The sequence below is a fragment of the Sorangium sp. So ce448 genome (assembly GCF_051520915.1).
Taxonomy (GTDB): domain Bacteria; phylum Myxococcota_A; class Polyangia; order Polyangiales; family Polyangiaceae; genus Sorangium; species Sorangium cellulosum_B.
Window position 1 is genome coordinate 613,304 of sequence record NZ_CP150343.1, and the last position, 25,225, is coordinate 638,528.

Here is a 25,225-nt window from a genome sequence, read left to right on the forward strand (position 1 = left end):
GCGCGCCTACCCGGAGCCAGTCTTCACTTCCACGTCGCAGCGTATCGGGTCGAGCGGGCCTCGCCAGCCAACCGGCGTCGGCTGGAATGCTCACGGGGCTCGCGCGCCGCGCCGAGCTCTGCTCTCATTCCTCGAGCGCACCCCATGGCTGCATACGCCGCGAGCGGCTGGCCAGCTCTCCCCGCGTGCTCCCGTTCCGCGAGGGTTCTTGGGCGCGCCACCTCCAATTTCTGGGTAGAATCAGGGTTTCGATGGCTTCCGTTCAAGGATTGAACCAGCGGATTGCCGATCGCCTCGTCCTCGAGGGGCGCATCACCCCGGACGATCACCGTCGTGCGGTGGAGTACGCGATGCGTACGCGCGGCCGTATCGAGGACGCCATCATCGAGCTCGACATCGTCAACGAGGCCGAGCTCCTGAAGTTCATCGCGACCGTCCACAACACCCGCTTCGTCTCGACCGAGAAGCTCTCGAAGGCGATCATCGAGCCCCGCGTGCTCGCCAAGGTCTCGGCGATCACCGCGACGTTGCACGGCGTCTTCCCGGTGCTGCTCGACGATCGGAACACGACGCTCTCGGTCGCGACGGCGGATCCCGACAACGACGTCGCGCTGCACGAGATCCGGCTCGCCGCGGGCGTGCGGGACGTACGCGCCATCGTCGCCAGGCCGGCCGCGGTCCGCGCGGCCATCGCGTACCACTACCGGGGCGACACGACCGCGTTCAACTCGCTGCTGCGCCCGGTCAACTCGTTCGACGAGATCCTCTACACCAACAGCAATAACCCCTTCGAGCGCGCGTCGATGACGCACGAGCGTGCGTCGATCACGCACGAACGCGCGTCGATGACGCACGTGCCGGCGGTCCCGCAGCCGGCGCACGGGCAGACGATGCACGGGCAGACGATGCACGGGCTGCCGGCGCACGCGGCGCCCACGCAGGCCGCGCCGATGCACCCGCAGGCGATGCACGTGCAGCCGGCGCACGCGGCGCCCACGCAGGCGGCGCCGGTGCCCGCGGCGCTCGTCACGGCGCCGCAGGTGCCCGCGGTGATGCGGGCGCCCTCCGCGCCGCCCCGAGTGGCCCCGGCCGGGCCGCCGCCCACGCCGGTGCCCCCATCGCCGCCCCCCCAGCAGCACGTCGCTCCCGCGCCGATCTCCGCGCCGGTCGCCGCGGCGCCGCCCCCGCCGCCGCCGCACCCGACGACGACCCACGCGTACGTCGAGACGCTCAACGTCCTCGTGAGCCTGCTCGAGAACGCGCGGCAGGACCTCCGAGGCCACTCCTCCACGGTCGCCCGCATCGTGCGCAAGCTCTGCGAGCGCATCGGCCTGCCGCCGACGACGGTCGCGAGCTACGTGGCCTCGGCCTACCTGCACGACCTCGGCAAGAACGGCCCGTACCACCTCACCGCGCTCAACGTCGCCGAGTACGAGGGGCACCGGCTCGCGGCGACGAAGAGCGTCGATCTTCCGGCGCACCTCATGGAGTCGGTGGGGCTGCCGCAGGAGGTCGTCTCGGCGATCAGCATGATGTACGAGCGCTACGACGGCAGCGGCTTCCCCGATGGCCTGTCCGGCAAGGAGATCCCGCTCGGCGCGCGCATCCTCGCGGTCGCGGACACCTACGCCGATCTCACGCAGAACCCGCGCAACCCGTACCGCAAGGCGCTCCGCCCGCCGGAGGCCTGCGACGTGCTCGCGCAGTACCGCGCCACCATCTTCGATCCGAACATCGTCGATCTCTTCCGCCAGGTCATGACCGGCGACGACATGCGCGCGAAGCTGCTCTCCGATCGGCACCAGGCGCTCATCGTCGATCCGGATCCCGAGGAGACGACGGTGCTCGAGCTGCGCCTGCTCGAGCAGGGCTTCGAGGTCTCGATCGCGCGCAACGTGGCGCAGGCGCGCCGCGAGCTCGAGACGAAGGACATCGAGGTGGTCGTGAGCGAGATCGACCTCGAGGAGCCCGACGCCGGCCTCGCGCTCCGCGCCGACGCGCTGAAGCTCGGCTTCGGCCGCGACAAGACGTGGGTCATCCTCACCACGAAGACGGACCGGCAGACCGCCCAGCGCGCCTTCGATCTCGGCGTCGACGACTTCGTCTCCAAGCCGGCGTCGACCGACGTCATGGCCGCCAAGCTCCGCCAGCTCATCGAGCGGCGCTCCACGACCGCCGTCCCCCGCGGCGTGTCCGGCTCGCTCGCCGAGATGGGCCTGCCGGACATGATCCAGATCCTCTGGCACGGCCGGAAGACGTGCGCGCTCAAGATCCAGGCGAACTCCATGGCCGGCGAGATCCACTTCGCCGACGGGCAGGTCGTCCATGCGCTCTGGGCCGGCGCGCAGGGCGAGGACGCGTTCTACCGGATGCTCTCGCTCACGGAGGGCGACTTCCGCCTCGACCCGAGCTTCTCGCCCAGCACCCGCAGCATCACCGCGTCACCCGAGGCGCTGCTCCTCGAAGGGATGCGCCGCCTCGACGAAGGGACCTTGTCCTAGGCGCGTGGCGCTGGAGGCCCCTTGAAGAGCCCCGTCTGCATCGAGACCCCGCGGCTGCGCCTCTTCGTCCCTCCCGTCGAGCTCGCTGGCCGCTACCTCGCCTATTTCGAGCGCAACCGCGATCACCTGGCGCGGTGGGATCCGCCGCGCCCCGAGGGCTTCTACACCGAGGCGTTCTGGCGCGAGCGCCTCCTCCGCGACCACGAGGACTTCGCCGCGGATCGCGCGCTCCGGCTCGCGCTGCAGTTGCGCAGCGCCCCAGGCGGCGAGGTGATCGGGGTCTGCAACTTCACGCAGTTCGTCCGCGGCGCCTTCCAGGCCGCGACCCTCGGCTACTCGCTCGACCAGCGCGCCGTGGGCTCGGGCCTGATGTTCGAGGCGATCGAGGCGGCGAACGCGTACATGTTCGACACGCTCGGCTTCCACCGGGTGATGGCGAACTACCTGCCGCACAACGAGCGCAGCGGCCGGCTGCTCCGGCGCCTCGGCTTCGTCGTCGAGGGGTACGCGCGCGATTACCTGTTCATCGATGGTGCGTGGCGCGATCACGTCCTGACCGCGCTCACCAACCCGAGGCCCGCGCCTCCGGGCGGCTCGCGAACGACGGGGGCAGCGCACCCCGTCCGCGGCGCCGGCCCGCGCCACGGTTGATCCGGCCGCTGCTGTGAGCGCGCCGCCGCGCGGCGTCCCGGCCGCACGCCCCTGCCGGCCGGCGACCGGCCGGCGACCGGCCGGCAACCTGGCGAGAACGCTGAAGATTGGGGCTCAACCGCCCGCGACCACCGCGCGCCGCGTCTTGCCCCGCAGCGGGCGCCGCCCTAGCTTGTCCCGAGGCGTGGACCGCGAGTGCGGCCGCGACCCGGAGGCACATGTACGGTCCGCAAGGCAACGGTGGCGGCAGCGCACGCAGGCCAGCGCAGCGCTCGACGAAGGTCACGGTCCCCGAGATCCGCTCCCGCAAAGGGGTCTCGCCGATCGCGATGGTGACGGCGTACGACTTCACGATGGCGCGGCTGCTCGACGAGGGGGGCGCCGATCTGCTTCTCGTCGGCGACTCGCTGGGGATGGTCGTGCAGGGGCACACGACGACGCTCCCCGTGACGGTCGAGGAGATCTGTTACCACGGGCGCGCGGTGGCGCGCGGCGCGCGCCGCGCCCACGTCGTGGGCGACATGCCGTTCATGAGCTTCCAGCTCTCTCCGATGCACGCGCTCGAGAACGCCGGGCGCATGATGAAGGAGGGCAGCTTCGAGAGCATCAAGCTCGAGGGGGGCGAGGAGATCGCCGAGCACGTGCGCCGGATCGTCGCCGCGGGCATCCCGGTGATGGGTCACCTCGGGCTCACGCCGCAGTCGGTGCACGCGATGGGCGGGTTCAAGGTGCAGGGCAAGGGCGACGAGGCGGCCGAGCGCCTCATCGCCGACGCGCGCGTCCTCGACGAGGCGGGCGCCTACGCGATCGTGCTCGAGGCCATCCCGCCGGACCTCGCGCAGGAGGTGACGGCCGCGGTCTCCGTCCCGACGATCGGGATCGGCGCCGGGGCCGGCTGCGACGGGCAGGTGCTCGTCTGTTACGATCTGCTCGGGATGTTCCGCGAGCTGACGCCGAAGTTCGCGAAGCGCTTCGCCGAGGTCGGCGATCAGATCGTGGAGGCGACGCGCGCCTACGTGGACGAGGTGCAGTCGCGCACGTTCCCCGCTGCAGAGCACAGCTTCAAGCCGAACGGGCCTCGCCGGGCCGCCACCGTGCCCGCGGCGCCGGCCAAGCCCGAGTTCGCGCCGGCCGACGAGATCCCCCCGCACTGGCAGACGCACTGAGCGCGGCTGCGCGGCGCGGCGCGGTGTGGTCGGTTGACTCGACTCGACGCCGGCTGCTCCGTGCCGGCAAGCGCGCCGGAGGGAGCCGGCCTCAGCTCGCCTGGCCTTCCGCCGGCTCCTGCCGCGCTCCGATGGAGCGCAGCAAGAGCTCGACCGCGAGCAACAGGAGCAGCAGGAGCGCGACGTAGGGCGACCCGTCGATGGATGCGGCCATGCCGCCCAGCTCCGCCGCGCGGGCGCTCTCGGCGACGCGCCTCGGGCGGAGGTCGATCTCGCGCTCGGGGACCGACACGACGCGCGTCGAGCGCTCGCCGTCCAGGGTGAGCTCGTAGAGGCCGGCGAGCGGCGGAGACACGCGCAGGCGCCGCTCGACCTCGGCGACGGGGAGCGCCTCGCGCGACCGCGAGCCCTGCGAGGCCCCGTCGCGATCGACCCGCACGCGCTCGACCTTCACGTCGTGGTAGCCGTCGAACGTCCACAGCTCGCCCGCGGCGAGGCGCCGCGCGCCGCCGCGGGCGCGCGCGGCGCCGACGAAGCCGTCGAGCAACGACAGGAACGCGGGCCGCAGCGCGACGTCGCTCTCGTCCGTGCCGAGGGGCAGCGTCATGAACAGCACCACGCCGCGCCCGAGCGGGCGGCGCACGAGGAAGGGGGCGCCGTCCGCCCACCGGGCGAGCACCTCGGCGCCCTCCGAGGCCTCCGCGCCCAGCGTCGCCCGGCCGCGCGGGGCGACGTCGGCGAGGCCGGGCGCGGACGGGCCGAGCCAGCCCGCCGTCGCCGGGTCCACGCCGGGCACCGGGGAGGCCGACCAGCGGACGACGCCCGGGACGAGCGGCTCGAACCCGGCGCCGAGCGGCGCCGCGGCCGCGCGCTGGCCGAGCGTCAGCAGCGCGACGCCGCCGCGCTCGACCCACGCGGCGAGCGAGCGGCGCACCTCCGGCGTGAAGCCGGGCGCGTCGTCGACGATGAGCCCCGCGTGCGCGGCCAGCTCGTCCGCGTGCTCCGGGACCGAGGGCAGCGGCCTGATCTGCGCGTCCAGGTCGAGCGCCGAGAGGGCCTGCTCGAGCGGCGGCGGGCCGCCCGTCTCGACGTGCGTGGTCGCGGGGTCGACCACGACCGCGATCGAGAGCGGGCCGCCGGCGGAGATGATCGGGGCGCGGTCGTCCTCGGCGATCGCGTCGCCGCCGGTGAGCGCGGCGATCAGGATCTCGGGCGTCCCGGCCGGGAGGTCGATCGAGAGCTCCTCGGTGCGCAGGGCCGGATCGAGCGCGACCTTGCCGAGCACGGCGTCGCCGGCGCGCACCTCGAGGGATCGCCCCGCCGCGGCGGAGGCGCCTGTCGTCGAGGCGCCCGCGGCGGCCGAGCCCGCGGCGGGCGCAGCGGCCGCGCCGCCGTCTCGCTGCGCGACGGCGATGTCGGGCCCGCGCGCCGCGGTCGACGCGGCGGTGCAGACGACGCGGACGCGCGCCTTCTGGCCGGATCGATCGGCGCGGACGATCCCGCAGTCCTCGCCCGTCGCCTCGAGCTCCTGGAGCGGCACCCACGTGGCGATGTCGGGTGTGCCCGAGATGGGCGGGGCGCCGGGCGTGCCGTCCGCGAGGTCGCTGAGGAGCACGATGCGCTTGTCGCTCTGGGGCAGCCCACGGAGCAGATCGCGGGCGAGCGCGAGGGCGCCGTCGATGTCGGTGGCGCGGTCCGACGGCGCCACCGCGTCGAGCGCCTCGCCGACGGCGGCGAGGTTGGTTGTCGACGCGAGGGCGACGCGGGCCGGGGCGCCCGCGAGGACGAGCGCCGCGGCGTCGCCGGGAGCGAGGCCGCTGGCGAGCTCGCGCGCGGCCGTGAGCGCGCGCTCGAACCGCGAGGGCGCCTGCGAGGAAGCGTTGATCGACCGCCCGTCGCGCGCGGCGCCCCCGGCGCCGTCCGGGCGCGCCCGCATGCTGAGCGAGTCGTCGACGACGATGGCGAGCGCGACCGACGCGCCGGCCCTGCGGCTGAGCGACAGGTGCGAGCAGCGCAGGAGCGGGGTGGCGCCGAGCACCGCGAGCGCGATCACCGAGACGGCCCGGGTGGCGAAGAGGGCGCGGTCCTCGAGGAGGCTCCGGCGCCGCGCCGTCGGCGGCGTGGGCGGGACCAGGCGCGCCGGCGGGAACGGCCGCTCCTCGGCGCGGCGACGGCGCAGGAGGTGCGCGGCGACGGGCGCGCCGACGAGCAGCGCGACCAGCAGCGCGCCGAGCGTGACGAAGCTCATCGGCGCACCTCGGCGATCGCCTGCACGAGCGAGCGGACGACGTCGGTCGGAGGATCGGCGCTCGTCGCGCGGAGCAGGCGGCCGCCGCGCGACGCGAGCGCCCGCGACCAGGCCTCGGCCAGGGCGGCGAGGCGCGCCTGGTACTGCGCGCGGACCGCGCCCGCGTCGGCCTCCACGACCGCGCCGCCCTCCAGGGCGCGGAGGCGCACGTTGCCCTCGAAGTCGAGCGTCGCCTCGCTGGGATCGAGGACCTGGAGGGCGATCAGCGTGCGGCCGCCGGTGCTCAGCGACGTGAACGCCGAGAGCGCGCGATCGGCGCCCGGCGGGGCCGCGCCGGATTCATGAGCGAGATCGATGAGATCCGAGATGAGCAGGACGACGGCGCCGCGGCGGGCCTTCTTCGCGATGGGCGCGAGCGCGCGCTCGACGGCGCCGGCGTCGCCGCTCCAGTCCTGGGCGGCGGAGGTGGCCTCGAGGGCGCCGACGATGCGCTCGAACGCCTCGCGCCCCGCCATCGCGGGCAGGCCGTGGGTGCCGGCGCCGCCGAGCCAGGCGAGCCCCACAGGGTCGCCGGTGGCGAGCGCGACGCGGGCCATGGCCGCGGCGATGAGCGCCGCGTAGGCCAGCTTGGCGCCGGGCGCGCGCCGGCCCCGGTAGGACATCGAGGCGGTCGCGTCGACGCACAGCCAGAGGGCGCGATCGGTCTCGGTCTCGAACTCGCGCACCATGAGGCGATCGTGGCGGAGCAGGGCGCGGCGATCGAAGAAGCGGAGATCGTCGCCGGGCACATAGGGCCGCTGGCCGCCGAACTCGACGCCCGCGCCCTTGCGGACGCTCCGGTGCATCCCGGCGTAGACGCCCTCGGCGACGGCGCGCGACTTGAGGCGGAGCGGGGCGAGCCCGCCCCAGTCGATGGGGAACGCGGCGAGCGAGGCGCGGTCGGAGGCGAGCGGCACGGTGCCCGCTTCTTAGCCTGGATCCACCGGGCGATCACCTCGCGGCAGCGGCGCGTCGGCGCTGCGGGGGAACGCGCGGCCGCCGTGCGTCGGCGCTGCGGGAGGACGCGCCGCAGCCGTGCGTCGGACGCGCGGCGGCCGTGCGCCGGCGGCGCGCCGAGCCGCGCTCGGCGACGCTCCTGGGCTCCCTCCCTCGCGCGGCTTTCTCGTGGGCTTTCCCGTTCTTCCGGGGGCGAGGGCTTGCCGAGGCGGCGCTCGCCGCACATCAGCTCCGTGGAATGGCTGACGAGAAGAGGCCGGCGTCGCGCGCGTGGCTCGGGTACCTGCTGATCGCGGTCGGGATCCTGGTCCTTTCCGGGGTCGTCAGGTCACGAGGGCGCCCGCTCGTGCCGTACGACGAGGCGGTCGCCGAGGTGCGGCGCGGGGAGATCGCCGCGGCGATCGTGAAGCCCGACGAGATCGAGCTGAGCCGCCGCGAGAGCCCGCAACGACCGGAGGAGCGCGTCCGCGTGACGCGGCTGCCCGGCGTCCAGGACGAGCCGCTCGTGAGGGCGCTGCTCGACAAGCAGGTCCGCATCGAGGCGAAGAGCCCCCAGACGTCGGTGTGGATGCAGGTGGCGATCTGGACGTTGCCGCTCCTCCTCATCAACGCGGCGTTCTTCATGATGGTGCGGCGGGCGGGGCAGGGGGCCGGCGGGCCGCTCGGGTTCCTGCGCAGCAAGGCGAAGATCTACGATCGATCCAGGCAGGACCCGGTGCGCTTCTCGGACGTCGCCGGCGTCGATGAGGCCAAGGACGAGCTCGTCGAGGTCATCGACTTCCTCAAGGAGCCCTCGAGGTACCGCTCGCTGGGCGGGCGGATCCCGCGCGGCCTCCTGCTCATCGGGCCGCCAGGCACCGGCAAGACGCTGCTCGCGCGGGCGGTGGCGGGCGAGGCGAACGTGCCGTTCTTCTCGCTGAACGCGAGCGAGTTCGTCGAGATGTTCGTGGGGCTCGGGGCCGCGCGGGTCCGCGAGCTCTTCGAGGAGGCGCGCAAGAGCGCGCCCAGCATCGTGTTCATCGACGAGATCGACGCCGTGGGCAGGACCCGGGGCGGCCTCGGCGCCCTCGCGACCCACGACGAGCGAGAGCAGACGCTCCACCAGCTCCTCGCCGAGCTCGACGGCTTCGACGCGCGCACCACCGTGATCCTGATGGCCGCCACCAACCGCCCCGAGGTGCTCGATCCGGCGCTCCTGCGGCCCGGGCGCTTCGATCGCCAGGTCATCGTGGATCGGCCCGATCTGCGGGGCCGCGAGGCGATCCTCGCCGTCCACGCGCGGCGGGTGCCGCTCGCGGGCGACGTCGAGCTCGGGCTCGTGGCGCGCCGCACGCCGGGCATGGTCGGCGCCGATCTCGCGAAGATCGTCAACGAGGCCGCGCTGGCCGGGGCGCGGCGCGGCGCAAGGGAGATCGGACAGGCCGATTTCGACGAGGCGCTCGATCGCTCGCAGCTCGGGCTCCGGCGCCGCGGGCAGATCATGACCGCGGAGGAGCGGCGGCGCGTGGCCTACCACGAGGCCGGGCACGCCCTCGTCGCGCTCGCGCTGCCGGCCGCCGATCCGGTGGAGCGGGTGTCCATCGTGGCCCGCACGATCGGCGCGCTCGGCGTCACGATCCAGGTGCCCCGCGACGAGCGCCAGCTGGTCACCGAGCAGGAGATCGAGTCGCGCGTCACGGTGATGCTCGGCGGCAGGGCGGCGGAGGAGATCGCGCTGGGGCAGGTATCGAGCGGCGCGCACGACGATCTCGGGCGCGCCACGGCGCTCGTCCGCGAGATGGTGACCCGCCTCGGGATGAGCCGGCGCCTCGGGCTGGCCGCGCTCGCGCGCACCGTCGGCGCGCCGATGCTCGGCGTGCTCCAGGAGGAGCGCACGTGCAGCGAGGAGACCGCCCGCGAGGTCGACGAGGAGGTGAGGGAGCGGCTCGGCGAGATGTACCTGAAGGCCAAGCAGCTGCTCGTCGATCGCCGCGAGGGCCTCGAGGCGGTCGCGGAGGCGCTCGTGCTCAAGGAGACGCTGCGCGGCGAGGAGCTGGAGGAGATCGCGGCCGTGTCGACGCGGCGGAAGATCGCCGTGGGCCCGCCGAGCGCGGCGTGAGCCTCAGGCCGCGCGCCGCCGGCGCCTGAGGCCGCCCGCGAGCGCGGCGAGCGACAGGCCGGCGACCGCCCACGCCCGGCCGCCGGCGCTCCCGCGCGGCGCGCCCCCGGCCGCGCGGCAGGCGCAGCCGCCGTCCTCCTCCGCGAGCTCGCCGCCTGGCGGGGCCTCCGGATCGCCGACGCCGATCCCTCGCACCGCGATCCTCTGCACGGGCCCGTCGGGGTCGTTGGACTCGACGAGGACGGTCGCCGCGAACTCGCCGCTCGCCTTCGGCGCGAAGCGGATCGCGAAGTCGACCTCCGTCTCCGGGTCGATCCCGAGCGCCGCGTCCGCGAGCTCGAAGCTCTCCGGGTCGTCGGTCGTCACGACGGCGTCGAGCAGCGCCTCCCCCGTGTTCGACAGCCGGACGAGCTCCACGTTGGCCTGCCCCACACCCACGGCGCCGAAATCGATCTCCTGCTTGTCCAGCGCGAGGTCCGGGAGCGGCACATGGACGCGCTCGCTCTCGAAGACCCATTCGTGCTCGGTGTGCGGGAAGGCGAGCTGGATGTCGGCGAGCGGGATCGACCACGAGCGGCCCAGCAGGCTGACGCCGAACGCGGGGACCAGGTGGAGCGTGCCGTCGTACCGCACCGAGCCCTCCGGACGAACGTTGAGCTCGACCGACGGGCCCCCCAGGTAGTCCACGGAGGAGGCTCCGCTCTCGAGGGTGATGTCGCCTCCGCTCACCGTCGCCTGATCGAGCGTCTCGATGGCCACGCGATGGGTCGTGTAGCGGGCCGCGACGTCCATCGCGATGTCGAGCTCGAAGCTCCCGTCGATTCCGGGGATCGAGCCGCCGATGAGGTCGCCGAGCGATACGGAAGCAACGCGCTGCAGCGCGGTGGAGCTCTCCAGCGTGATGCCCGGCTCCCAGCCCCAGGCGTCGAACTGCTCTCGGGCGTGCACCTGGAAATCGATCTGGGGCACATAGGGGATATCACCCGTCCAGTCGACGTCCTGGCCCAGGACGGAAATGCTGATGCGTCCCTGTGCGCTGACATCGAGTCCGACATCGCAGCTGAACGCGCCTCCGTCCGGGGCGCCTGGCGCCTTGAGCGCGAGCGCCTCTGGCCACGACGCCTCGAGCGCTCCGCTCAACGAGACCTGGGTGTCGGCGTAGACCGCCGCCCCGAGGCTGACCTGGAGCGGTGAGCCCGGCGGGACCCAGCCTGTATCGAAGTCGAGCTCGAGCGGGATGGCGACTTTGCGCTGAAACGTGAGCGGTCCCCGCGCGCACTGGAGCGGGTCGTCCGCGCACGGCACGGCGAGCGAGTCGTAGGCCGAAGCGACCGCGGGGGCGAAGAGGGCGAGCGCGGCGGCGACGCAGGGGAGAGCGTGCCGCCGCCGGGGCCGAGCAGAGCGGAAGGCCGCGAGGGCAGCGCCGCCGGACAGCAAGGAACGCATGAGAACGATTACCACGATCCTCGCGCTCGACGCCATAGCCGCAGCCCCCCGATGGCGGCGCGCCAGGCGCGTCCCAGCTGCGTTCCAGCGCGTCCTAGCGCGCCCCGAACAGCGTGCCGACCACGATGCCCGCGGCCGCGCAGAGAATGGCCACCACGGTCCAGAGGATGAGCTCACGCGAGGCGCCGCCCGCCGTCGGAGCAGGGATTGCGGGCGTCTCGCTGACCACCGCGGCCGCGCGTTCGGGCAGCGCCTTGCGCGCCGCGCTCTCCGGACGCGTGACCGGATGGCCGACGTGGCCGATGCCCGAGGCGGAAGCACCGTCCTGGAGGGGCGCGGCGTAATCCAGGCCGGTCCGCTCGAGCGCGAGATCGGTGATCGAGACGGCGTCCGCGAGGCTCGCGGGGGTGTGGTGCACGACGCGCCGTTCTTCGCGGCAGGCGCGCAGGGCGTCGGCGAATGCCCTGGCGCTCGGGTGCCGCTCGGAAGGGCTCTTGGCGAGGGCCCTCAGGATGACGGCTTCCAGGCCGGCCGAGATGAGCCCGGAGCGGTCGCTGGCGCGCGGCGGCAGCGGCTGCTCGGCGATCTGCGCCGTCATCACGGCGATGGGCGTCCGCTTGCTGAACGGCACGGCGCCGACCGCCATCTCGTAGAGAATGCAGCCGAGCGCGTAGATGTCGCTGCGCGGGTCGACGTCCTCCCCGCGCACCTGCTCCGGCGCCATGTACTCCGGCGTCCCGAAGATCATGTCCTTCTCGGTGAGCCCGGTCGTCTGCTGCTCGCCGTGCACCACCTTCGCGAGCCCGAAATCGACCACGCGGACGCGGCCCGCGAAGGGCGACGGCGAGGCGCCCGCGCGCCCGTCCGGGCGCTCGATGAGCACGTTGGCCGGCTTGAGATCGCGGTGCACCACGCCCGCCGCGTGCGCGGTCTCCAGCGCGGCGCAGATCTGCAGGGCGATCTCGATCGCCAGGTCGATCTCGATCGGCGCGTGGTCCCGCAGGAGCTCCTCGAGCGAGCTGCCGTCGATGTGCTCCAGCGCGATCACGAGGAGCCCGCCCTCCTCGACGAAGTCGAGCATCCGGACGACGTCCGGGCCCTCGACGCGCTCCAGGATGGCGGCCTCCCGGTGATAGCGCCTGAAGATCTGGGGCGTGCCCGAGAGGTGCCTGTGGATCACCTTCAGCGCGACGGGCTGGCCGTCCTCGTCGCGGGTGGCGCGGTAGACGACGCCGGAGGCCCCCTCGCCGATGACGGACTCGACGGTGTACCGCGACGCGACGCCGTGCCCGGCGGGCAGGCGATCGGGCGCGGGCTGCTGCGAGGTCACCGCCCACCGCCCGCGTCCGCCGGGATCGGCGGCGCGGGGTCCGGCGAAGGCGCCCTGAGGTGCAGCTCCGTCGACGAGGTGCAGGCGCGCACGATCTTCGGGCTGAGCTCGATGGGATCGAGCCGCGCGGCGGGGTCGGCCTCGCGCCACGCGGCGCACGCCGTCTCGGCGAGCCCTGTGGCGTCGAGCGCGACGTAGGCCTCGAGCAGGTGCCGCTGCACCGTGGCGATCTGCACCCGGGCGAGATCGCCGTAGCCGAGCAGGCGGCTCGCCCGCGCCACGGCGTCGATGTAGCGGCCGCTCCGCACGTCGCCGGCGAGCTGCGGCAGCTCGGCGTCGACCCGGCGCTGGGCGTCGCGCGCGCGGCCGGCCCCCTCGGAGCGCACAAGCGCGCCGGAGCTCGCGGCCTCGGCCTTGCCCTGGGCCGTGAGCGGCAGATCCGTGAGCGGGACGAGGATCACCATGCCGCGGCGCAGCGGGTCCTGCTTGAGGTGGTTGTACTTGTCGAGCATCCACGCGTGGTCCCGCTTGCCCAGGAAGCGATAGGCGATGGTGAGCAGGGTGTCGTGCTGGCCGACGACGTACCGCAGGTTGTACGGCACGATGATCTCCTGCCCGTCGGTCGGCTCGAGCCAGGGCCACGTGTCGTTCGAGAGCGCGAGGACGTCGCTCCGGTCGGCGGTGCCGAGCAGCCGCTCGGCGAGGATCGCCCAGGTCTCGCCCGCGGTGACGCGGTGGTGGCCCAGCGCGGGCACCTCCAGCCGCAGGCCGGGCATGATCGGCACGCCGGCGCCCGCGTCGAGCGCGTTGGCGGCGACGAGCACCTGCTCCATCTGCACGCGCCCGTAGGTGCGCTCCGCGATCTGCGCGAGCGTCTCGCCCTCGCGGACGACGTGCGGGAACGCCGCCGCGGCGCTGCCGACCAGCGTCGTCGCCGCGAGGGCGCCCACGGAAAACCAAGCTCGCCGAGGCATCACGCCGCCGAGGGTACCAGGGGATGGCGCGCCGTGGGACGGCTCGCGCGGCGGCGCGCGGGGAACGTTTGCCACGATTTCGTCGCGCCCAGGGTTTCGTGCCAGAGTGCGCGCGACGCATGAAAGACACGACGACGTCCGGCAGGATCCCGACGTGGCTCTCGCGGCGCTCGCCTGCGGCGGCGCGGCTCCTCACGGCCGGCCTGCTCGGGCTGGCGACGCCGGGCTGCCTCGTCCGGCAGGGGCTGTACGACGAGGCGCGCGCGGAGATCCGGAGAGAGCGCGACGCGGGTGAGAAGGCGCGGGCCGAGGCCCAGAGCGCCCGCGCCGAGGCCACACAGCGGTCCGCGCAAATCGCCGCCATCGAGGAGGAGCTGGCGCGCCTCTCGGACGACCTCCGGGCGCGCGATCTCAGGCTGTCCGAGGCGACGACGGCCGAGGCGGGGATCGCGCGGCGGCTCGACGAGCTCATCGCCATGAACGAGGAGCTGTCGGCGCGACTCCGGAGCGCCGGGCAGAGCGTGGGGCAGCTCGCCGGCGAGCGGGGCAGCCTGTCGGCGGAGCTCGCGGAGACGCGGGCCAAGCTCGACGATCTGCGCCGGAAGCAGGCGGCGGCGGAGGCGCGGTCGGCCGGGATCCGCGACGCCGTGGAGCGGCTGAAGGGCGCGGCCTTCGCGGGGAAGGTCCGTGTCGGGCTCCGCGCCGGGCAGCTCGTGATCGAGGTGCCGAGCGACGCGCTCTTCGCCGCGGGGAAAACCGAAATCCAGCGCGAGGGGCGCGCGGTGCTGGCCGAGATCGCCGCGGTGCTCCGGACGATGCCGGAGCACAGGTTCCAGGTCGCCGGGCACACCGACGACGGCGGCGACGCGAAGAGCAAGAAGGTGAAGGGCGCGCGCTTCCCGTCGAGCTGGGAGCTCTCGTCGGCCCGCGCGGTGGCGGTGGTCCAGGCGCTGATCGCGGAGGGCATGGCGCCCGGGAGCCTGTCCGCGGCTGGATACGGGGAGTTCGCGCCAGCGGCGACGAACGTCACGGCGGAGGGGCGGGCGAAGAACCGCCGGATCGAGATCGGCCTGGTGATGGACCAGGAAGCGCTGGAGAAGGAGAAAGCAGGCGGCCCGAGCGTGGCGGCGCCAAAGCCCTGACGGCTCGCCTGCAGCGCCTCCGGGCGCCGCCTGCGTCACGTCATCGATCGCCCGCCGGCTCCCCGGCCGCCTCCTCTCGCCGCAGCGCGCACGCCGCGAGGATGCACAGGGCCGGCGTCACGACCATGTGATACCGGTCCTCGCCGAAGAACACGGCGTGCGTCAGCGCCACCGACGCGACCACGAACGCGAGGTAGCCGACGACGCCCCCGTTCGTGGGCCGGCCCGGCAGCGGCAGCGCGGCCATCAGCGGGATCGCCGCCGCGAGCGGCCAGAACGCGTGCGTGTCGCCGAGCACCCCCCACGCGACGAGCCCGAGCACCGCCGCGAGCGCGAGGAGCTGCGCGACGAGCTCCCGCCGCGGCGCCCGCCGCGGCATCGCCACGACCCCGAGCGCCGCGGCGGACAGCAGGCCGAGGTGCGACGCCGTGAGCACCCGGCGCCCCGCCGCGCGCCGCTCCTCGGGCCACGCCGCAGGGTTCGCCTCGCCGAGATAGCCGATCGGGAACGACTCGTGATCGAAGGTGAAGCCCAGCTTCCTCGGGATCAGGGCCAACCAGCGACCTGGATCATCCTTGATCCACTGAAGCCCCGCGGCCATCCAGCAGCGGTCCTGCGCCACCTGGCCGCGCGCGATCGGGCAGCCGTCGCCCGCGCGCAGCGTCTCGAAGCGGCCCGTCGCGCGCGGGAACGCGCCGATGGCGAGGTTCCAGCCGCCGTTCGTCGAGACGAGCGCGCAGCCGTCCATCACGCGGCAGTTGCGGATCGTCCACGGCGCCACCACGGCGAGGGCCGTCGCGGCCGAGAGCGCCGCCGCGAGCGCGCCGCGTTTCCACGCGGCCGCCCGTCCAGACGCTGTCGCCGCCGTGCCTCCGGACGCGGACGCCTCCGGGCCGCGCATGGCCAGCAGCGCCAGGGCCGGCGCGCAGAGCAGGCTCTGGGGCCGCACCAGCGCCGAGAGCCCGAGCGCCACGCCCGCGAGGATCGCGCCGCGGGCCGGGCGACCGCGCGCGGCGTCGCGCGCGAGCAGCCAGGGCGCCGTCACCAGGCCGAGCGCCGCGAGCGGCTCCGTCATGAGGAGCGCCGCATAGACGATGAGCCCCGGCGAGAGCGCCGCGAGGAGCGCCGCCACGCGGGCGCGCGCCGGCGTTGTCGCGTGCCGGGCGAGGCGGTGGACCACGACGACGAGCAGCGCGCCGGTCACCGCGTTCGCGACGGTCGCCGCGTGCGGCCCGGCGCCGAACAGCCGGTAGACGAGGGCGAGGAACCCGCTGTAGCCGACCGGGTAATGGCACCACGGGTGCCATACCGCCTGGCCCCCGACGATGAGATCGTCCGAGTAGCCGAGCCCGGCGGCGATGCGGCGCGCGCCGAAATCGTAGTAATGGCCGTCCCACACGGGCTCGCGCGCCCACGCGATCGCCACGTAGAGCCGCGGCAGCAGCGCGAGCGCGAACGCGAGCGCCGAGAACGCGAGATCCCCGCCCGCGCGTTCTGACGTGCCGTTCGCGCCGCGCCCGCTCCGCGCCGCCCCGTCGCTTCCGCGCGACGCCTCAGCCATGCGGCTTGGCGCGCGAGCCGGCAGAGATCTCGCGCAGGCGACGCATGTAGGTCTTCGCCACCTGCGCCGGATCGAGCCGCAGGTACTTGGCAATTTCCTGAACGAATCCCTGTACGTAGACGGTCGCGGGCAGGTCGCCTATCGCCTCGTTCTCGATCGCCTGGAGGTGCGCCAGCGAGATCTTGGTGCGCTGCGAGATGTCGGTGAGCTCGACCCCCTGCGACTCGCGCACCTTGCGGAGCAGCGCGCCGCTGAACTGCGTCTCGGCGTTGATCTCGCGCGCGAGCTCGGCCTGGAGCATGGCCAGCTCGGCCACGGCGGCGGCGTTCTCGGCGCGCACCGGGCCGAGCTGCGTGCGCGGATCGTCCGGGTAGGTCGAGAGATCGTACGCGCGGCGGCGCACCGGATCGAGGAGGGTGTCGTGCGCCTCCTCGATGCGCGCCTGCTCCTTCTGGAGCACCGCGGGGCTCAGCACGCTGACCACGGGCAGGCTCCCCTCCCGGTAGGTGTCGCGCTGGCGCTTGTAGGCGCGCCGGATCTCGTCGTCGGCGGCGGTCCGCGCGAGGCCGAGCGCCTCGTAGAGCGTCGGCGGCGCGGCGCTCTTCGAGGCGGCGGCGAGGGCGCGGGCGTGCGCCTCGGCCGGGCGGGAGTCGCGCGCGGCGAGCAGCGCGAGGATGCGCCGCGCCACGCGCTCGAGGTTGCGCGCGCTCTTCGACGTCGGGCTGTCGATGAGGAGCGGCTGGCGCCGGCGCGCGGTCAGCCACACGGCGTCGTCGTGCTCGATGTGGCCGAGGTAGTCGAGGGAAATGCCGAGGAAGCGCTCCGAGACGGCGCTCATCGCGGGGCCGAGCTCCAGGTCGGAGCGGTGCCGGGTCTGGCTGACCACGAGGTGCGGCTTCACCCGCGGCAGCTGCGCGGCCGCGAGCGACGCGACCCCCTCGTCGAACCGCTTCACCTCCATGATGAAGTCGCGCGGCGTCGCGAGCGCCGGGAGCGACGCGGCCACCTTCTCCACGAGCCGGATCTTGAAGCGCTCCTTCATGAGCGCCCGGCGCAAGGTGCGCTGGTAGAGCGCGCGGCAGAAGCGGTAGGAGTGCTCGACCGCGAGCGGCTCGGGCGTGGTGGCGCAGATGCCGACGTCGGCGTGCAGGAAGAGGTCGAGCGTCGAGGAGCCGGTCGCCGCGCCGAGGCTGACGATCACGTAATCGACGTCGAGCTCCTGGATCATCTTCATCCAGTAGGCGGCGCGGCTCGGCCGGTGCGGCGTGGCCGTCATCGGGTCGTACGCGGTCGGGACGAGCCGGAGCCCGGGCACCGTTGTCGCGATCGGCTCGGCCTTGCCCTCCTCGATGTCCTCGCGCGTGACGAGCGGCGGCGCCTCGATCCCCAGCGCGGCGTGCAGCCCCGGGCTGTAAGCGTCGGTGTCGATGATGATCACGTCGCGCCCGAGCTGCGCGAAGTACACCCCCAGGTTGACCGCGAGCGTCGCCTTGCCGACGCCCCCGCGGCCGCCCCCCACGGCGATCACGCGGCGGGATCGCGAGCTGGAGAACGAGGTGATCTCGCCCGGCAGGGGGAGATCGTCGTCCGCCGAGCCGGGCGGGAGGGTCGAATAGCGCGGCGGAGGGTAGGACTCACCGGAGCTGGACAAGGTTCCTCTTCGTGCGGCGCGCGGCTGCGCGGGCGGGATGGTGCGTCGGCGAGCGGATGCGAGCGGCTCGCGGCGCGAGTCCCTCCTAGCACGCGCCGCGCGCGGCCATGAGCGCCGCCGTCGCCGGGGCTCCGCGCCGGTTTGCCCGCCCCGCCGCCGCGGCTCCCGCCGCGCGAGCCGCCTCGACGCGCCCAGGCCGCTGGGCTAGTCGCTCCGCGTGGCTACCGTCCGACCTTTCCGCGCTTACCGACCCCCCCAGGCCCAGGCGGCTCGCGTCGCGAGCCCGCCGTACGACGTCATCTCGACCGCCGAGGCGCGCGTCCTCGCGGCGGGAGGCCTGCACAGCTTCCTCCGCGTCTCCCGCCCCGAGATCGACCTGCCCGAGGGGACGGACGAGCACGACGACGCCGTCTACGCCCGCGGCGCGCAGAACCTCGCCGATCTCATCGCGAGCGGCGACCTCGCGCAGGACCCGGAGCCGCACCTCTACCTCTACGCCCAGAGGATGGGTGATCACCGGCAGATCGGCGTCGTCGGCTGCGCCGCGGTCGCCGAGTACGAGCAGGACGTCATCAAGAAGCACGAGAAGACGCGCCCCGACAAGGAGGACGACCGCACCCGCCACATCGAGGAGCTCGGCGCCCACGACGAGCCGGTGTTCCTCACGTACCGCGCCGACGCGGGCATCGACCACGCCGTCGCGGAGGCCTTGCGGTCGCCGCCCATCTACGATTTCACGACCGCCGACGGCGTCGAGCACAAGCTCTGGGTCCTCGGCCGCGCGGCGACCGCCGACCTCGAGGAGCGCTTCCAGGCGATCCCGACGCTCTACGTCGCCGATGGCCACCACCGCAGCGCCGCGGCGGCGCGCGTCCACAGGAAGCTGCGCGGCGACGGCGGCGAGCACGACGTCTTCCTGGCCGTGGTCTTCCCGCACGACCAGATGAACATCATGCCGTACAACCGCGTCGTGCGGGACCTCGCCGGCCGCAGCGCGGAGGCGCTGCTCGCGGCCCTCGGCGAGCGGCTCGACGTCGCGCCGGCGACGGACGGCGCGGCCGCCACCCCGGCCGAGCCGCGGACCTTCGGGCTCTACCTCGGCGGCCGCTGGTACACCGCCAGGGTCCGCCCGGGGTCGTTCGACGCGAAGGACCCGGTGGCCTCGCTCGACTGCTCCATCTGCCAGGACCAGATCCTCGGCCCGATCTTCGGCGTCAGCGATCCTCGCCGCGACAAGCACGTCGATTTCGTCGGCGGCATCCGCGGCGTCGCCGAGCTCGAGCGACGCGTCGACTCGGGCGCGTTCACGATGGCGATCCACCTCCATCCCACGCAGATCGACGAGCTCTTCGCGGTGAGCGACGCAGGGCTGCTCATGCCGCCCAAGAGCACGTGGTTCGAGCCGAAGCTCCGCAGCGGGCTCTTCATTCATACGTTCTGACGAGCGCGCCGCGCCGGGGGTAGACTGCGCCCCATGGCGGACATCAAGCGTGTATCCCCCCAGCAGGCCAAGAAGCTCATCGACGAGGAGGGGTATCTCTACCTCGACGTCCGGAGCGAGCCCGAATATGCGGCCGGGCACCCGAGCGGCGCGCACAACGTGCCGCTCATGCACGCCGGCGCCGGCGGCATGAAGCAGAACCCCGACTTCCTCGATGTGGTCCGCGCCCTGTATCCCACGGACGCGAAGATCATCGTGGGCTGCAAGTCCGGACAGCGCTCGATGCGCGCGGCCGAGGCCATGGTGTCGGCCGGCTACACGGCCGTCATCGAGCAACGCGCCGGCTTCGAGGGGCCGCGCGACGCGTTCGGAGCGATCACCGAGCCGGGGTGGGGGCCGGCCGGACTGCCCGTCGAGACGGCCACGTCAGGCGGCTCCTACGCCGAGCTCCGCAAGAGCGCTGGCAGGTAATACGTCCGGCGCGCACGGCTCGCGGCGCGGCGCCGAGCGTGCCGTCGCGGCCTCGATCGCGTTGCCGGAGGCCGCTCGCTCCGCTAGGAATCCGCGTGCTCCACGGTGCGCGCGTCGCAGTGGTCATCCCCGCGCGGGACGAGGCGCGATGGATCTCCGAGGCGGCGGCGTCGGTCCCCGCCTTTGTCGACCACGTGATCGTCGTGGACGATGCCAGTCGAGACGGCACGGCCGAGATGGCGCGCGCGGTCGGGGACGAGCGCCTCGAGGTGCTCGTCCACCCGGAGTGCCGCGGCGTCGGCGCGGCGATCGTCGCTGGCTACCGGCGCGCTCGCGCGCTCGGCGCCTCCGCCGTCGCGGTCATGGCCGGCGACGGGCAGATGGATCCGCGCGATCTCCCGCGCGTCGTCGCCCCGATCGCCTCGGGCGAAGCCGATTACGTGAAGGGCGATCGGCTGCGCCACCCCGACGTGTGGCGCGTCATGCCTCTCCAGCGGCTCGCCGCGACGGCGGCGCTCGCCGCGCTCACCCGCCGTGCGGCGGGGCTCGACGCCCTCTCCGACAGCCAGTGCGGGTACACCGCCATCTCGGCCCGCGCGATCGACGCGCTCGACCTCGACGGCCTCTGGCCCCGTTACGGCTATCCGAACGACTTGCTCGCCGCCCTCGCGGCTCGCCGGCTCCGCGTCCGCGAGGTCAGCGTGCGTCCCGTCTACCGCGGTGAGGCGAGCGGCCTGCGCGCGCGCCACGTGTTCACCATCCTTTTCCTGATCGCCAGGAACGCCATAAGGCAGTCCCTGAGCTGATCAGGAAAATCGCAGAACTCCCGCGCGCGGACGGAACGTGTGAGTGGGAGTCGATCGAATCGACACGAGCCGCTGCGCAAAACGGTCGACAACTCGCTCATTGGTTTTCATAGCAAAGCTGCCTGGCGACCTGACTCATCAACTTGGCGCGTAGGGGCTCCAGAGGCGCGAACCCCGCAGCCATGCTTCAACAAGGGGGGTGACGGACGTGGCCATCAGCCGAGCCGCCTGGGCTAGAATATGGAATCCGGGGAGGTCGCGGACTCTGTCGTTCACGCCTCGGGTCGTGGCCTATGCGTTCGGCATCGAGCTGCCGTACAGCCTGCTTGTCCCGGTCGCTCACCTGCGCCTCCTCGGCGTCGTGGACTCGGCGGTCCAGGCGCGGCTGCTCGGGCTGATCGGGCTCATGTACCTCGTCAAGACGGGGGGGCTTGTCGCGCTGCTCGTCCACATGCTGCGCCCGATCGAGCGCCTGCGGCAGTACGCCGTGGCCCATCGCCTCCAGAGCGGCGCGGGCGTCGAGGACACGAGCAGCGGCGGCGCGGCGCCCCCGGAGGAGGTCGTGCTCGCCGCGGCGAACGCCGCCTACGACACCCCGCTCGCGTTCGCGACGGTCTGGGCCGTGTCGTGGGGGCTCCTGTACCTGCCGGTCACGATGGCGCTCTACTTCATCGCGCCGGACCAGAGCCCGCTCGGCGTCCAGCGCGGCGTCGCGCTGGCCCTGTTCGCGCTGGCCCTGTTCGCGGCCGCGCTGCCGCTCGCCTACAGCATCCTCGGCCGCCTGCTCGCCCCCGCCGCCGGCGTGATCTCGCTCATCGCGCGCGAGCGCGGCCTCTCCATGCCCGGCAAGGGGTACTCGCTCGCCGTCCGCCTCGTGATCCTCGGCGCCTGCCTCGCCATCGCGCCGACGAGCTGGATGGCGGCGATGGTGCTCGGCGAGACGGCGGGGCCGGCCAAGCCCGGCCTGAAGCTCACCCTGGCGATCTTCTCGATGGTCGCGGTCACCTGGGCGCCCGTCTGCGCGGGCTTCCTCGCCGGCGCCCTCGCGGGCCCGCTCCAGCAGGTCGCCGCGGTCATCCAGAAGATCGTCCAGCGCGGCGAGGTCGACCGGCTGGAGCGGATCCCGGTCTATTTCAAGGACGAGATCGGCGCGCTGGCGGGCGGCGTCAACGCGATGGTCGATCGCCTGGAGGAGTCGTCCCGGCGCACGCGGAGCTACCTGGCGGAGCGCGAGCGCCTGCTGCAGGACGCGGCGCAGCGCGCGGCGCAGCTCGGGGCCGTGCTGGACAACCTCGTCGAGGGGGTGTTCGCGTGCGACCGCCAGGGCCGGCTGACGATGATCAACGCCTCGGGGCTCAGGCTGCTCGGCCTCTCGGGCCGCTCGGAGCAGGCCGGCCGGATGATCGAGGAGGTGATGGACCTCGGCCGGGTGCGCCACAGCGACGGCCGCGCCTTCACGCGCGACGAGCTGCCCATGGTGCGGGCGCTCGCCGGCGAGACCATCGTGCAGGAAGAGCAGGTGCTCGCGGACGGCCGCGCGGGGCGCGACGTCTTCCTGCGGACCAGCGCGGCGCCGATCCGCAGCGAGGGCGGGGCGGTCCTCGGCGCGGTCGCGGTCGCCCGCGACGTGACGGAGCTCATGGAGCTCGATCTCGTCAAAGATCAGTTCATCCGGGTCGGCGCGCACGAGCTCAAGACGCCGGTCGCGATCATGAAGGGATACGCGCTCGCGCTCCTGCGCAACACGAACGATCTGCCGGCGCCGCGCCGCAAGATGCTGGAGGCCATCGACCGCGGCGCGGACAGGATCAACCGCATCGTCGACGATCTCCTGGCCATCTCGCAGGTCACGCTCGACGTGCTCCAGGTCTCCGAGGAGGACGTCGACCTGAAGGAGCTCGTGCAGGAGTCGGTCGATCGCGTCGCGAAGTCGGCGAGCCGCCACCGGGTGCGGCTGTCGCTCGACGCCGAGCGGCCGCCCGTCGTGCGCGCCGATCCGGAGCGGCTGCGCCAGGTGCTCGCGAGCCTCCTCGACAACGCGGTGAAGTACTCGCCCGACGGCGGCGACGTCGACGTGCGCGTCGCCGTCGCCGAGCGCGCGCCGGCGTCGTCGCCGCCGTCCTCCTGCGACGCAGCGCTCTTCTCGCAGCGGCACGGCGCGGCGCCGCGCTTCGAGGCGGTCGTGTCCGTGCGCGACCAGGGCGTCGGCATCCCCGCCCACAGGCAGGAGCGCATCTTCGAGCGCTTCTTCCGCGCGCACACGGACACCCGACACGACTACGGAGGCATGGGGATAGGGCTGTTCCTTGCGAAGGACATGATCACCCGTCATGGCGGCCGTATCTGGTTCGAGAGCGAGGAGGACAGCGGCAGCACGTTTTATTTCACCCTTCCACTCAGCAGCGAGGCCCCCGCGGCCGATCGACGATGAGCGACAGACACGCAAAGACGGTGCTCCTCGTGGAGGACGACGCGGATCTCGTGGCGCTCGTCTCCCTCGTGCTCCAGGAGGACGGCTACCGGGTCAAGATCGCGTGCAACGGTCGCGAGGCGCTGGCCAAGCTGGAGCACGACCTGCCGGATCTCATCCTGCTCGACATGAAGATGCCGGTGATGAACGGCCCGGAGTTCGCGCGCGAGCTCGAGGTCCGGCACGGGCGTCAGGCGCCCATCGTCGTGCTCACCGCCGCGGCGGACGCGCACCGGCGGGCGGCCGAGGTCGGCGCGGACGCGTGGCTCGGCAAGCCGTTCGATCCGGACGCGCTCCTCTCGACGGTGAGGCGTTACACGGGGTGAGCGCGGAGGAGCTGCCGCCGCTCGGCGAGGTCGCGCCGCACCTCGGCCCAGTACCGCGCGGGGAACCGGCGGTGATCGAAGCCGGTCGCGCGGAACACGCGTGTGATGCGGGCATAACGGCGCAGGCTCCACTCCCTCATGATCTGGAGCGAGGGGTGGAGGCCGCGCGCCTCGATGAACGGCGCCGCCCGCGCGTAGAGCGATGGCATGACCTCGTCGAGCCAGTACCGCATCAGCGCCTGGTATCCGGGCGTGTCGACGCACCGTCCGGAGATCACCTGAGCGCGCGTGACCCCGTGGCGCGCGAGCTCCTCCTCGGGCAGGTAGCAGATGCCGCGATCGACGTCCTCCTGCATGTCCCTGAGGTTGTTGAAGAACTGATCGAGCCGGCCGAACTCCCCGGCGGCGTCCCAGTGCTCCTTCGTCAGGAACGGAACCAGCTGAAAGATATGGCCTGACAGCCGCACCAGCATCGTGTCGTGCTCCTTCAGGGTGCGGATGAGCAGGCTGGGAGCGTGGTAGTCGGCGAGGGCGAGCAAGTAGGCGTCCCAGGCGGCGAGCGAGCGCGGTTGCATCTCGTCCAGGTCGGGACGATCGAGCGCGGGGCGGCGGAGCCACAGCGCGTGGATGGCGGTGAGCTCGCGCGCGAAGGGGCAGCACGGATCGACGAAGCCGCAGGAACGGACGCGCCTCCACGCCACCATGAAGCGGCGGAACCGCCGCGCGTGGGGCTCGATGCGCTCGTTCTCGGCGAGGCGATCGACGATCCGGATCCAGCGGATGCGATCGAGCCACGCCCGCTTCACGTCGGGCGCGAGGCCGAGCACCCACGCGGCGTTGTCCTCGTCTTTCAGCGCGTCGTCCGACAGGGCGCGGTAGTGCGATGAGCCGACGATCGCCGAGATCGGCTGGTAGGGAGTCCGCTCCGGTGCCGGCGCGGCAGCGGGCAGATAGGGCGGTCGAGAGGAGATGTTTTGAGTAGGTTTCACGATGTCGAGTGCCGCACGTTGAACGTGCTTGTCGCCGGTGTGTCGCCCTGGCTTCGCGCGGTCACTGGCGATTATGGACGTTGCCCACCCTGTTTGCTTGGGGCGCCTGCGTCGGTGATGGATGGTGGCTCTCTACCGTGTAGAACTTTCCGATCCTCCGAGAGATGCGCGGTGACGCCTGTTCGCCTTCCTTTATGAGGCCTTATCGTCCCCCAGTCGACGCGGAAATTCGTCGTCCAGGGCACGGGCGCCGGAGATAATGCATGGATTCCCTGTGTGTTTTGCCGGTGTGTTGGGAACATGCCGTCAATGATCGTCGGTGTATACCCTGGGTAGGTACATTGTCCAACGGATAACGTCAGTGATGGCCTGACGTCTCGGCCCTCTCTCGCTCCGTCTCGGCGGTAGAACACGTGTTCTAGGCACATGGATTATTCCGGAGTTCCTGGCGGATGGCCTCTGCGCCCCACGTGAGGGCGGGTGAGCGCCGGGGGCGAGCCCCTCTCTGCTGCTCGGTCTGCCTCGGTGAGCGGCGCGACGGGAACGCTCCGATTCGCGATCGGACGCGATGCTAGACGCGCTCGTGGGAGGGGGGATTCAGCGGTTGTCATCGCGCCGTGCGTGCTGCGGTGAATGGCCCAGATCTGTGGTTGTGACCACGGTCCAAAGCCGTCATCCGCGCACGGCGCGCCCGAGCGGCGTCCGCTCCAGACAGAGGAGATGGACCCCAGGAGAGGCCCTGGGGAGCCGCGCCGTCGCAGGAGGACGTGGACGATCGAGCGGCGCTCCCCGAAGCGGGCCCCTCACGCGGTGATGCGGCTCACCGCCGCCGTTGCGCCGCCGGCGCACGGGTGAGGTGCTCCGGGCGGATCTCACCCGCCGCCACGGTGACCCGAGCGCTCCCTGTAGCGCGGACCTCACCGATCATGCGACGGGCGCTCACACCGGAGGACGCGTG

The 25,225-nt window shown here is 73.1% G+C and carries 18 protein-coding genes; 10 read left to right on the forward strand and 8 right to left on the reverse strand.

Going from position 1 to position 25,225, the window contains the following annotated elements:
• Positions 1–251: 251 nt before the first annotated feature.
• From WMF45_RS02325 to panB, 3 genes are all read left to right on the forward strand, one after another.
• Complete coding sequence (locus tag WMF45_RS02325; protein WP_437715337.1) at positions 252–2,501, forward strand: HD domain-containing phosphohydrolase; 2,250 nt, start codon at positions 252–254, stop codon at positions 2,499–2,501.
• 21 nt (positions 2,502–2,522) lie between these two features.
• Positions 2,523–3,152, forward strand: coding sequence for a GNAT family N-acetyltransferase (locus WMF45_RS02330; RefSeq protein ID WP_437715338.1), 630 nt, complete (start codon positions 2,523–2,525; stop codon positions 3,150–3,152).
• A 218-nt stretch (positions 3,153–3,370) separates the two neighbouring features.
• Positions 3,371–4,318 carry a 3-methyl-2-oxobutanoate hydroxymethyltransferase gene (gene panB, locus WMF45_RS02335; protein WP_012233049.1) on the forward strand — a complete coding sequence of 316 codons (948 nt, stop codon included), beginning with the start codon at positions 3,371–3,373 and terminating at the stop codon, positions 4,316–4,318.
• 91 nt (positions 4,319–4,409) lie between these two features.
• Here panB and WMF45_RS02340 read toward each other — a convergent pair whose 3' ends face one another.
• A complete protein-coding gene (locus WMF45_RS02340) occupies positions 4,410–6,566 on the reverse strand; it encodes a VWA domain-containing protein (protein WP_437715339.1) in 2,157 nt (718 codons plus the stop codon).
• Positions 6,563–7,522: a DUF58 domain-containing protein gene (locus tag WMF45_RS02345; protein WP_437715340.1), complete on the reverse strand. Its 960-nt coding sequence runs from the start codon at positions 7,520–7,522 to the stop codon at positions 6,563–6,565. Before WMF45_RS02345 ends, WMF45_RS02340 begins: the two co-directional genes overlap by 4 nt.
• Before the next feature lie 278 nt (positions 7,523–7,800).
• Here WMF45_RS02345 and ftsH point away from each other — a divergent pair, with 278 nt between their 5' ends.
• Positions 7,801–9,660 carry an ATP-dependent zinc metalloprotease FtsH gene (gene ftsH / locus WMF45_RS02350; protein ID WP_437715341.1) on the forward strand — a complete coding sequence of 620 codons (1,860 nt, stop codon included), beginning with the start codon at positions 7,801–7,803 and terminating at the stop codon, positions 9,658–9,660.
• A gap of 3 nt (positions 9,661–9,663) precedes the next feature.
• On the opposite strand, the gene WMF45_RS02355 is transcribed toward ftsH, so the two are convergent.
• From WMF45_RS02355 to WMF45_RS02365, 3 genes are all read right to left on the reverse strand, one after another.
• Positions 9,664–11,106 carry a choice-of-anchor D domain-containing protein gene (locus WMF45_RS02355; RefSeq protein WP_437715342.1) on the reverse strand — a complete coding sequence of 481 codons (1,443 nt, stop codon included), beginning with the start codon at positions 11,104–11,106 and terminating at the stop codon, positions 9,664–9,666.
• Positions 11,107–11,200: 94 nt separating this feature from the next.
• Complete coding sequence (locus tag WMF45_RS02360; RefSeq protein WP_437715343.1) at positions 11,201–12,436, reverse strand: serine/threonine-protein kinase; 1,236 nt, start codon at positions 12,434–12,436, stop codon at positions 11,201–11,203.
• Positions 12,433–13,386 (reverse strand): LysM peptidoglycan-binding domain-containing protein, encoded by a 954-nt coding sequence (locus WMF45_RS02365; RefSeq protein ID WP_437715344.1) that lies wholly within the window; start codon positions 13,384–13,386, stop codon positions 12,433–12,435. Before WMF45_RS02365 ends, WMF45_RS02360 begins: the two co-directional genes overlap by 4 nt.
• A 143-nt stretch (positions 13,387–13,529) precedes the next feature.
• On the opposite strand from WMF45_RS02365, the gene WMF45_RS02370 reads away from it, so the two are divergent.
• Positions 13,530–14,552, forward strand: coding sequence for an OmpA family protein (locus tag WMF45_RS02370; RefSeq protein WP_437715345.1), 1,023 nt, complete (start codon positions 13,530–13,532; stop codon positions 14,550–14,552).
• A gap of 40 nt (positions 14,553–14,592) precedes the next feature.
• On the opposite strand, the gene WMF45_RS02375 is transcribed toward WMF45_RS02370, so the two are convergent.
• On the reverse strand, positions 14,593–16,113 hold the full coding sequence (locus WMF45_RS02375) for an ArnT family glycosyltransferase (RefSeq protein ID WP_437715346.1): 1,521 nt from the start codon (positions 16,111–16,113) through the stop codon (positions 14,593–14,595).
• Positions 16,106–17,764: a helix-turn-helix domain-containing protein gene (locus WMF45_RS02380; protein ID WP_437549128.1), complete on the reverse strand. Its 1,659-nt coding sequence runs from the start codon at positions 17,762–17,764 to the stop codon at positions 16,106–16,108. The genes WMF45_RS02375 and WMF45_RS02380 overlap by 8 nt, the downstream gene beginning before the upstream one ends.
• Positions 17,765–17,981: 217 nt before the next feature.
• On the opposite strand from WMF45_RS02380, the gene WMF45_RS02385 reads away from it, so the two are divergent.
• The 5 genes from WMF45_RS02385 (at position 17,982) to WMF45_RS02405 (ending at position 23,278) form a co-directional block, all read left to right on the forward strand.
• The gene (locus WMF45_RS02385; protein ID WP_437715347.1) at positions 17,982–19,205 is read left to right on the forward strand and encodes a DUF1015 domain-containing protein; all 1,224 of its coding nucleotides are present in this window, start codon (positions 17,982–17,984) and stop codon (positions 19,203–19,205) included.
• A 33-nt stretch (positions 19,206–19,238) separates the two neighbouring features.
• A complete protein-coding gene (locus tag WMF45_RS02390; protein WP_437715348.1) occupies positions 19,239–19,676 on the forward strand; it encodes a rhodanese-like domain-containing protein in 438 nt (145 codons plus the stop codon).
• Positions 19,677–19,771: 95 nt separating this feature from the next.
• Positions 19,772–20,482, forward strand: a complete 711-nt coding sequence (locus tag WMF45_RS02395) for a glycosyltransferase family 2 protein (RefSeq protein ID WP_437715349.1) — start codon at positions 19,772–19,774, stop codon at positions 20,480–20,482.
• Positions 20,483–20,768: 286 nt separating this feature from the next.
• On the forward strand, positions 20,769–22,913 hold the full coding sequence (locus WMF45_RS02400) for a HAMP domain-containing sensor histidine kinase (protein WP_437715350.1): 2,145 nt from the start codon (positions 20,769–20,771) through the stop codon (positions 22,911–22,913).
• A complete protein-coding gene (locus tag WMF45_RS02405; protein ID WP_437549138.1) occupies positions 22,910–23,278 on the forward strand; it encodes a response regulator in 369 nt (122 codons plus the stop codon). The genes WMF45_RS02400 and WMF45_RS02405 overlap by 4 nt, the downstream gene beginning before the upstream one ends.
• On the opposite strand, the gene WMF45_RS02410 is transcribed toward WMF45_RS02405, so the two are convergent.
• Positions 23,266–24,267, reverse strand: coding sequence for a squalene/phytoene synthase family protein (locus WMF45_RS02410; protein ID WP_437715351.1), 1,002 nt, complete (start codon positions 24,265–24,267; stop codon positions 23,266–23,268). The genes WMF45_RS02405 and WMF45_RS02410 overlap by 13 nt on opposite strands.
• Between the last annotated feature and the right edge of the window lie 958 nt (positions 24,268–25,225).

What these genes read in the sequence shown, in the direction of transcription:
- WMF45_RS02325 (WP_437715337.1), top strand. Translation starts at nt 252, where the DNA reads ATGGCTTCCGTTCAAGGATTGAACCAGCGGATTGCCGATCGCCTCGTC.
- panB (WP_012233049.1), top strand. Translation starts at nt 3,371, where the DNA reads ATGTACGGTCCGCAAGGCAACGGTGGCGGCAGCGCACGCAGGCCAGCG.
- WMF45_RS02340 (WP_437715339.1), bottom strand. Translation starts at nt 6,566, where the DNA reads ATGAGCTTCGTCACGCTCGGCGCGCTGCTGGTCGCGCTGCTCGTCGGC.
- ftsH (WP_437715341.1), top strand. Translation starts at nt 7,801, where the DNA reads ATGGCTGACGAGAAGAGGCCGGCGTCGCGCGCGTGGCTCGGGTACCTG.
- WMF45_RS02355 (WP_437715342.1), bottom strand. Translation starts at nt 11,106, where the DNA reads ATGCGTTCCTTGCTGTCCGGCGGCGCTGCCCTCGCGGCCTTCCGCTCT.
- WMF45_RS02370 (WP_437715345.1), top strand. Translation starts at nt 13,530, where the DNA reads ATGAAAGACACGACGACGTCCGGCAGGATCCCGACGTGGCTCTCGCGG.
- WMF45_RS02375 (WP_437715346.1), bottom strand. Translation starts at nt 16,113, where the DNA reads ATGGCTGAGGCGTCGCGCGGAAGCGACGGGGCGGCGCGGAGCGGGCGC.
- WMF45_RS02390 (WP_437715348.1), top strand. Translation starts at nt 19,239, where the DNA reads ATGGCGGACATCAAGCGTGTATCCCCCCAGCAGGCCAAGAAGCTCATC.
- WMF45_RS02405 (WP_437549138.1), top strand. Translation starts at nt 22,910, where the DNA reads ATGAGCGACAGACACGCAAAGACGGTGCTCCTCGTGGAGGACGACGCG.